Here is a 9170-nt window from a genome sequence, read left to right as displayed (position 1 = left end):
GACGGCATCGACGAGAACGGTAGAGTCAAGAACCCGCTTGGTGTGGGTGTTAAGAATCTTGGTCTCATTGATGATCTCCCGGGCCAGATCAAAGATGAGGGTAGGGGTGGAAGAGTTCTTAATGCGATTCCTCCAGTAGGTCAGCACCGAGGGGTCAAAGCCCCGATCCTCAAGATCGAGACCAAGAGCAAGCTTCCAGCGCAGGTTATAGCGGACCTGGTCCAGGGCCTCTCGGTCAGAGAGTCCCTCTAAGGTCTGTAACACCATGACCGAAGCAATGCGTGAGGCTGGGATTGAGGGCCTCCCGGTACCAGAGGGATAGAGATGGGCGAACTTAGCATCAGCGAAGATCTCCCTGCGGTGCTCAGCGAGGAAGTGATAGAGCGAACCAGGCTCTAACAACGTAGAACAGAAGGCGGCGGTAGCGGTGAGATGGGCCTGGGGAGATTCAGTTCCTAACATGAAAAGAGTCTACTTGAGCTGGGAAAACCCCTCAAGCACCCCGAGATGTCCCCTCTCATTTTCTCCTCATTTTGGGGGTGGGTTGTTCAGCAGAGTCCTAGGCCCTGGCTGACTTGGCGCGGATGCTTGCCGCAGAAGGCACCCATGCCCAGCTCTAAATCGACGGATTTCGCTCAAAGGGTCCGAATCGGACAGCTCTTTGTGCCAACTATGTTCCATCGTTGAGTCTTCGAACTCAATTGGTCATCAACTCCCATCACCACCGGGGGCAAATAATGCGAACGAAACCACTGATTCTCGACAACGACCTTAGCAGAAGATACCATCGGTGGGCAGTTCGGATTTAATGCGAATGGAAGAGCAGAACTCGATCGATAGCGGCCAATCAATCAATTGGCGCCGTCTTGAGAACCCTACGTCCCAAAGAGTCAATCTACTTGCCTACCGGGAATCAATTCAACACTTGAGTGATCGACGTTGCGTTCAATCGCACCTGGAGCGAGTGAATAACAAAATGTTCCACCACCCGTACTTGTCCTGTCGCAGTCTTGAGATCGACCGAGGCAGTTCCAGCGACAGCATGCCGACCATCGATTGTTTCTGACAAGTTCGCAAGTGAATCAAACCCCAGATAACCATGGAGCAAAGGAGCAACGTCACGCGTTGAGTCATGACTCACCGCAACAAGTTCGGAACCATCTTGAGCACTCGCCGCGTGCAACAAGGCGATTAACCAGCTCACTTCAGCACTGGCCAACGAGTAAGGCGCGCTGGATCCCGACCATGACGCGGATGGTTCACCAGTGATAGCGAAGGAACCCATGGGAAGATTGTTCGCATCGAGGTTAAGATTCTCGCGTGCAATCGTCGGGGGGATGCCAACGGGCCGGAAGTGATCCTCCTTCGGGATCTTCGGAGTATTGTCGATGGCTAACGACGATACCAGCGTCGCGCCAACGAGGTACCGATAGGGAGTGAGATACAAAGCATCGAGCGGCCAGCATGCCTCAAGGACAACACTCGACGTTGCAGTATTGGCTACTGGCGACCCTGTATGGACAACTTTGTGCCAGTCCACCCGATAGACCTGCTGCTGTGTCGGAGTGTCAACCTCAATGAGACTCCCGTTCCGTAGACCTCCGAGACCAGAGAACCAACTCACGTTATGGGCAGCAATGATTGACGTTCCCGCCACACCGGGCAACACGCTGGACGGGAGGTGTCCAACCGCAACATTCAAGACGTTGTCACCAATTCCCTGTTCCACCGGCGCAACCAGGCTAATCCCGGGGATTCTGAGTAGCGCAATTACCCCAGTGGGCCATGGCTGTCCTTGATGGGCATCGACAACCGCTCTGATTTTCTCCCCACCAACAATCGATGAGCGAGCATAGAACAGCCCAATCCTGCCGACGAGAAGCAATCCGAGCAACATGCAGAGCGCACCAATTCCAAACAGCAACTTCCAGCTGTGGTCAGCCCTGCTATGGCGCCCTCGCGATCGAGTCATCGCCAACACCGTTGATCACAAATCACGATAAGCACCGTTCGACAGTCGTTCCTCCCCGTTATATCGGCTGAAGCAGCGCAAACATTGAGGACGGTCCGCGATTCGCCCTTCGGAGATGCCGACGTCTATCAACGCGGACCCTCCCAGGACAACTACGGAACCAAGCGTATCGTTGCTCGTATCTGCCCGCCCATCACATCTAACTGCGTTGGTACCGCTTCTCCCTGGCATGGAACGTCAGTCTTGAATCATCGGTCCCAGTACTATCCACCTCACAGCGACCATAGGGGACATCCGTCGAACCAGGGATCCTCCGATAAACCCTTTGTGTCTTCAAAGCAACCATTACACGGCTTGGGTCGAAGGCATCTGAGCCTCCTCGCCATGAGGCGTACTCACCAGCACGCGTGCACCAGTTACCGATACTCCTATTCGATCCGTGTCCCCCACAGAACTCATCTCCCGAAATGATCGGGTCGTTGGTCGTGGAGTATGGGACTCCGTGTTCTCCACCTCTAGTGGAAGAGAACTCCGCTCGCCATGAACTATCTTGGTTACTCCCGTAAAGATTCCTCGACCGCGCCCGCCGAGAGATCGTCGACATGCCAGCGATGTGCGCACCACTCCAAGTCCGTACCGGACCGACCGCCGAAAGCTGATCGAGGAAGAGTCAGGTGAATAGCGCGTTGGGCAGGAGACCTCTCCAATACGCGCGCCACTGGCTACTGCATAGGCCAACGCCTCGCTATCAAAGACGAAATCATTGGAGAACTGGCCAAGTGGCATCGACACAAGCAGATCTCTTGAGAAGGCGCGCAACCCCGTGTGATACTCAGAAAGTTTCTGTCGTACCACGACATTCTCAAAGGCGGTAAGAATACGATTCGCTAGATATCTCCACCACGGCATCCCCCCTTCTAGGGCGCCATTCCCGAGAATTCGTGATCCAAGTGCCACATCGTAGTGACCTGATGCAATGAGACCAGCAAGCGCCGGAATCAAACGGGGTGAGTACTGATAATCCCCATGCACCATGACAACAATATCCGCATGATCATCCAGCGCAAGTCCATAACAGGTCCGCTGATTGGCACCATAACCTTGATTCTTCTGATGGGTGACGACCAAGGCATTGCAACGCTTTGCTCTTTGGACGGTATGATCGTTACTCGCATCGTCGACCACAATGACCCGGTCCACAACACCAAAGTCAATCTCGGCAATAGTGGCCTCAATAGTCCGCTCTGCGTTGTAGGCAGGAACCACTACAACCACTCGTTTACCCCCTAACATGATCTAATCCCCTTTATGCTAATCCCTTCTTCTTTTCGACCTAAATAACCAAGACCTGAACGGTAAATTTTTAGCCCTGGCCAACTCCAGCAAACAAGGCCGATCGCAGAGCCGCCACGCTCTCTCGGCTACTCCCCATCCAGACCCCGTCAAGAGTGACGGCGGAACCCTTGGGCACAAAGACTCGCAACTCGAAGGCATCTTCGGGAATCGGGGGCACAAATCGGGTCTGGAACGGAAATACACCATCGGAGAACGCCGCTGATGGCGGCGTCAGACGCGGAGTCACAAACGGCATGGTAACGAGTTCCGTCGATGAGGAGCCGAGGTAGCGCTGGGCGACGAGGGTGCCAGCCGGATCATCCCAAACCTGTAGCGAAGCTCGCCCAGAGACCGAGAGCGATACAATCGCCTCATCGCGTGTCGTCGGGGGGAAGGCCACAGTGAAGCCCTGGAGAGCAAACCCTGGACCGTTGAACGACGTGGCACAACCCTTCGCCCTTCCATGCAACGACGAAGGGGTGGTGAGACTGTGAGCGAGTGAACCACAGACACCAGCCGCCCCAGACGTAATCTGCACATCGCGCGACCCTGGGCCTGGGTTCCAACGAACCCAGTAGACGGGACCCGGAAGCACCTGCAACCTGGCACCAGGGAGCTGCGCCGCCGCCGTCGCCTCTGACGCCAGGCCAGCTGGCGTACAAAACTCAACGCCAACGGCTGGCGCAACAATCACGTTCACCAACTCTCCATCGGTAGGAAAACTGGTGCGCACCCCACACCCAAGGGGTTCGAGGCTCTGGTGGCGAGCCGCGAAGTCGCCGATAATCCCATTCGGAGCCACGACCTCTTGATGGAGGGGTATCGCTGCTTCGATCGCGGCCAGCGAGGCTCCTGCCTGGGCAGAGGGCGCGATACCCACTACGTTCTCCACCAGACGTGACGCAAAGACCACCGCCCAACCCATCGACCACACGACACTGGCTACACCCACGGCCGACCCGATCGCTCGTCGATGACGAGAATCATAGAGCCACAGCAACACGCCAACCGATCCAAGCAATAGCGCGTCACTGACAGGGACGGTCTGGAACAAGCCAGCATAAGCAAAGAGGGTCGGAGCCAACCAGGCCGCCAACCCCACGGATGCCATCTGGCCGACTCCCTCAGCACTGAAGACCCCTAGCACTCCTGCCGCTCCGACCAGGGCCCAGATGTCGGGCACCGACTCTAGTAGGCGATCGAGCGCTCTGCCTGGGTGATGCAGAACCCCGATCGCGATACCGGCTAAGTGATGACGGCCTGGCGCCAACGCCCCATAGAGCACCGTCGCGCCGCCCCAGGCATCCGGTGGGAGAATACTCCCCGGCGCCAGTAGGACAAGTCCACCAGCAACAACGATGACAGCCCCAGCCTGCCATCGTCGCCGTAACAGTGCGGTGACCCCAAGACCCACTACCACCAATCCACCGGTATCGCCAGTCAACAACAAGAGACCTACCAGGCAGACCAGCCAGACGGTGCGACGCCGTTCGAGGGTGATCGCCGCCAACACCAACAGACACCCTTGCAGGGCTTTATCGTGATAGTCAAAACTCGCCGACCAGTAGAGCCAGATATCGATCAGACCAAGGAACGCTGGCACGAGGGTGAGTACCCCGAGACGCACGCCTAAGAACCCACGCTCTCGCCCCCGTACCCAGGCATAGGTGGCCACGATCGGTCCGATCAACGCTAAGGGCAGGGCCTGGAGAAGAATCAGCAAGCTGATCTTCACAGGAAGATGGAGCAGAGCAACGAGCAGTAGCGCTAACGGCCAGGTGAGCAGATCGTAGTGATTTCTGAGAAAAGGAGGGTGTCCGAGGCTGAGAAGATAACGAGGATCTAGATCACCGCGGGCGATCGCCCCAAAGGCGCCCGCGTCGATAGAGTAGTCCGCACTCAGCGCCCCTCCTCCAATGATCCGAAGCTCCTCGATGCAGAGGATCACAAATTGAAGGAGGCCAATTCCCCAAGCGACCTTGACGACCCCATCGAGCGCCCCCAGTCGTCGCAGCACGTGTTCCCCACGATTGCGCATTGCTACAAGAGGGCGTGTTGGTCGCGCCTCGTTGATGAGAGTCGTCATCGTCCGTTTCTCACTGGGACAAAGCGAATTGGCACGATTTGGGAGTAGCCGTAGGGGTAGAAGCCTTGGGTCGACACGAGGTTTGCTTCAAAGCTGATCGGATCTGGTTGCGACCCATGATCGACGATGCGGAAATCTGCGACTCCATCGGGACCGGTCAACTCCTCCACCGGAGTGGCCCCAGGGCCAGATCGGTTAATGGCGGCACTCCCATAGAGTAGACCTCGCTGGGCATAGACCGCCTGACCGAGATAGACGGGAACACCCGCCTGTCGAACGCGTTCATCGAGTCGATTGACCAACTCCGCCTCTAGGACAACGGTCTTGCCAAACGGAATTGGGTGGTTGAGTGCGTCCGGAACGAGGACCACGTGCAACAAGCCTGGCTCATAGAGGGCGGAAGGGGCAACGAAGTTCTTTGCAAAGGACACCATCTGAAAACCGCCAGCTACGGACGGCTGAGCTGGGAAGTTGGGCGCTTCCACTACGACGGTTTTGCTCGAGTGCGCAGGAATAATCGTCGGTCCTGACAACCGCACCCAGGGCGAACTAAAGGAGCCTGCCAATTCGGCCACGTAGTTAGGGGTGATCGGGTGGTTCGACGAGTTTGCAACCGCCAAGGTCACGCGGTCGATCGTGGCAAGTTGACCAGAGGTATGAACGCCAAGAATGCGAACGCTGAGTGGTGGAGGGGAGGTGACCCAGAGCACAAGAGCCCCCAGTGTGATCGTCCCCAACGCCGCAAGGGTAATCAATAACGGGCGTCTCGATAGTTCGACACGACTACGCGGCCAACTCCCTAGCGCCACCAACGCCGCAGGAATGAGATTGACGAAGTACGAGCCAAAAGAGCGGGTCGCAAAAAACAGAGCCAATACTGGTAAGGCAAACGCCAACCAACCATGGTGAGGCCAGGCAAACCAAAGAATAATAAGGCCCCCAGCCATATAGACGATGGACAGAAGTGTCAGCCAGGAGAAACCGCCGCCGCCAACTCCAAACGCAAGGGTGAGCGCTACCAGCCCCTGACCCGCCGGCACCACCGAGGAATCAAAGGGAGTGAGGACCCCTGCGAGCCATGCGTGTGGAGCCCACAGGATAAAGGGAACCTGCCAGACTATGAACGCGGACGCAGCGATCGTCACAAAGAGCCCCAACCGAGTCCACGCAGCCCTCCACCCCTCACTGTCAGCAACGACAAGGAGCACGACTTCAGCGAGAAACGGAGCAATCAACCAAGGCGTCTGCTTGATCGCCATCGCAGTACCGAGAAGCAGCGGTGCGATCCAGCCCCATCGACTACGGCGCAAATAGTGGGGCATTGACGCGGCCACTCCAACCAAGAGCGGAACATAAAGCGCATCTGTCACCCCGCCAACAGCATAGGCAATATAGGCAGAGAGACTCACTAGGACAAGGACCAGTGGTCGCCAGTCGTTGCGGACCGTGACCCAGGTGAGCAAAATCGTTATAGCCCACGCGGTGATGTCTACGATCTCCCCCGCCTGCATGTGGATCCCGGCCAACAGCATCGGTACGTACACAAGGAATGAGAGCGCAGGGTAGGACAGGCTGGTGACTGGCGATCCATTGAAACGCAGGGTGTAGGCATCTGGTGATACCTGATAGCGTGGAAAGGCGTTAGCAAGAGACGCGCGATAGGGATCAACTCCATGCAACAGAAGATGGGCTGCATACTGGTCAAATGCGAGTTCATCCGTCGCGTAGGCGGGGGCCAACAAGATCTGCTGCCAAGCCCAGGCGACGAACGCTCCAAGGACAACCGCCAAGATCACGTAGTGAACAAATCGCGCCCTTGGCGAACTCGCTAGCCACGGAGATGCAACAGCGATGCCAAGACCCGATGCCACCGCACCCACATCAGCTACGCTGAACCAAACACTCTCTCCGACTCCTAGCCCAAAACGAAGCCCCCAGAGGACGAGAACCGCTCCGACAAGCATCCAGGGACCCGCACCCTGAGCGACACCCGCAACCCCCAGACTGGGACTTATCTCCTCTGATCGCTTCTCGACCACTTCACGTGCAGGAAGTACATCGAGGGTTTTCACGACGTCGACGCCACCTGAATATTGGCTGCATTTGGCAAGCTCGCGAGTTCGATCAGATGTTGACTGGTAAGGTCAGTCTGAATGGCAACTGCACCTTTTGGTGCTGGCAGCACGCGAACGTCGCGTTCAGTCGCAAGGTCTACGACGGCGACATTGCGAATTTGAGCAGAACCCTTCAGAACAAAGAGATGATTTCCACCAGGTCCCATAGCGAGGGCACGGCCTGAGTGACCCACGGTGAAATCTCCGATCTCTTGACCGGTTGTCGTGGTGTACACAGCAACGATCCCCTGTGATCCCAGCCCATACAACTCATTCGGGGTTTGCAACGACGATGCAATCGCAACGGTCTGTAACGCTACCGGAATAGTTGAGGAGGCCTGGCGAGTCGCAACGTCTAAGAGGGCAACGGCACGGGCACGGCTGGTGCCCTCCAAAACAAGAACGGATCCTCCATTACTACCCACGCTCAACGATAGCACTGGTTCCGCGACAGGAACCGAGGCAAGCTCTCGGCCACTCTCGGCGTACAGTTGCACCGCTCCTACCGAACCGCCCCCAAAACCGATTGCGATATCACCATTGGGCAGCTGAGTGATCGACTGTGCAAGATTCGAGACCGAAAAGCTCCCAATCTCCTGATGATCAGCGATATCGTAGAGGAAGACCCCCTTCGAGTGCTCCGTCCCGGCCAGCACCGCAATGGTGCCATTCGATTGCAATGGCCCCATCGCCAAGGCGCCAGAAGAGACTGGGATAATCTCACTAGGGCGCTGTTGAGTCGACCCGGGCGTAGTACTCCTGTGAGCAGTAGATGTTGTCGCAGTACCACAGGCACCAAGGAGTGCGCCAAGGCCCAGCGCCAGCATTGCGATCTGGTGGAACTTAACCCTCAAGCCTGTCGGCGCCTTGATGCAATCATGAGCGAACCGCCAAAGACGAGAAGCAGACCAGCACCAGCAGCCTCGGGAAGGAAATTCTTTCCGGTTACGGGAGAGGTAGCCCCTGGAACCACCGAAGATGACGACACCGGTGTTGCCACCGCAAAGCCCGGATCGCTGGTAACGGTGACCACCGCCTGACCGTTCGTTACCGTCGCACTATTGACAATGTAAGGATTCCCGACAACAGGATACTCAATCACCTTGGACTTCGACGTAATCGAACTCGACTGAATAGTGACCGTCACGCCTGACGCGAACGTGCCAGATAGCGCCTGCCCGGTGGCACTATCGAGCACTTCAACACCAACACCAGCTCCAACGGTGTCCCCGGAGAGCCCCAGGCTCGTGAGGGAAGAGGTGAGAGAGGAGAGGGTAGGCTCGGTCACCACAAGTTGGACGACTACATTCCCGAAGGCACCTGGGGGTACGGAAATGGTTACGTTCGAAACGTTGGAGGTTGTATGAAAGGTTTGCGTCTTCGACGAAGGGGCAACGCTTTGGTTCAGAACAGTGGTTTGAAAACCAGCGATGGGAGCCGGAGCTGAAGGGCTGCTTGGAGTAGGGCTGCCACTGGCCCATGCGGCCGGTGTCATTCCCAAGACTGCGACCAACCCCGCCACCGTCGAAACGGCGATTCCCCGCACAAAAACCTTCATCAACCAACCTCCTAGAACCCTCAATCTTCAAAGAAGACAAATCTGATCGATCTCCCAAACATTGAGAGAAGGACACTCACCGTCCAGTCCCAATGTCGGCGTCAA

Annotated in this window: 7 protein-coding genes; all 7 read right to left on the bottom strand. The window is 57.0% G+C overall.

What is annotated here, in order from left to right:
• Positions 1–462, bottom strand: a 462-nt coding sequence (locus M7439_RS08875; RefSeq protein ID WP_298349710.1) for a transposase, incomplete at its 3' end; no start/stop codon positions are given.
• Positions 463–913: 451 nt separating this feature from the next.
• A complete protein-coding gene (locus tag M7439_RS08870; protein WP_298341563.1) occupies positions 914–1972 on the bottom strand; it encodes a class D sortase in 1059 nt (352 codons plus the stop codon).
• A gap of 345 nt (positions 1973–2317) precedes the next feature.
• On the bottom strand, positions 2318–3265 hold the full coding sequence (locus tag M7439_RS08865; protein WP_298341560.1) for a glycosyltransferase family 2 protein: 948 nt from the start codon (positions 3263–3265) through the stop codon (positions 2318–2320).
• 70 nt (positions 3266–3335) lie between these two features.
• Positions 3336–5393: a DUF2079 domain-containing protein gene (locus M7439_RS08860; RefSeq protein WP_298341556.1), complete on the bottom strand. Its 2058-nt coding sequence runs from the start codon at positions 5391–5393 to the stop codon at positions 3336–3338.
• Positions 5390–7465, bottom strand: a complete 2076-nt coding sequence (locus tag M7439_RS08855; RefSeq protein ID WP_298341554.1) for a hypothetical protein — start codon at positions 7463–7465, stop codon at positions 5390–5392. Before M7439_RS08855 ends, M7439_RS08860 begins: the two co-directional genes overlap by 4 nt.
• On the bottom strand, positions 7462–8361 hold the full coding sequence (locus M7439_RS08850; RefSeq protein ID WP_298341551.1) for a YncE family protein: 900 nt from the start codon (positions 8359–8361) through the stop codon (positions 7462–7464). Before M7439_RS08850 ends, M7439_RS08855 begins: the two co-directional genes overlap by 4 nt.
• Positions 8358–9065 (bottom strand): hypothetical protein, encoded by a 708-nt coding sequence (locus M7439_RS08845; protein WP_298341549.1) that lies wholly within the window; start codon positions 9063–9065, stop codon positions 8358–8360. Before M7439_RS08845 ends, M7439_RS08850 begins: the two co-directional genes overlap by 4 nt.
• Between the last annotated feature and the right edge of the window lie 105 nt (positions 9066–9170).

The organism is Ferrimicrobium sp. (genome assembly GCF_027319265.1).
Classification (GTDB): domain Bacteria; phylum Actinomycetota; class Acidimicrobiia; order Acidimicrobiales; family Acidimicrobiaceae; genus Ferrimicrobium.
This window is presented reverse-complemented; position numbering and strand designations above follow the sequence as displayed.

Coding starts and splice junctions, on each gene's coding strand:
- M7439_RS08845 (WP_298341549.1), bottom strand. CDS start 9,065: ATGAAGGTTTTTGTGCGGGGAATCGCCGTTTCGACGGTGGCGGGGTTG.
- M7439_RS08860 (WP_298341556.1), bottom strand. CDS start 5,393: ATGACGACTCTCATCAACGAGGCGCGACCAACACGCCCTCTTGTAGCA.
- M7439_RS08870 (WP_298341563.1), bottom strand. CDS start 1,972: ATGACTCGATCGCGAGGGCGCCATAGCAGGGCTGACCACAGCTGGAAG.
- M7439_RS08865 (WP_298341560.1), bottom strand. CDS start 3,265: ATGTTAGGGGGTAAACGAGTGGTTGTAGTGGTTCCTGCCTACAACGCA.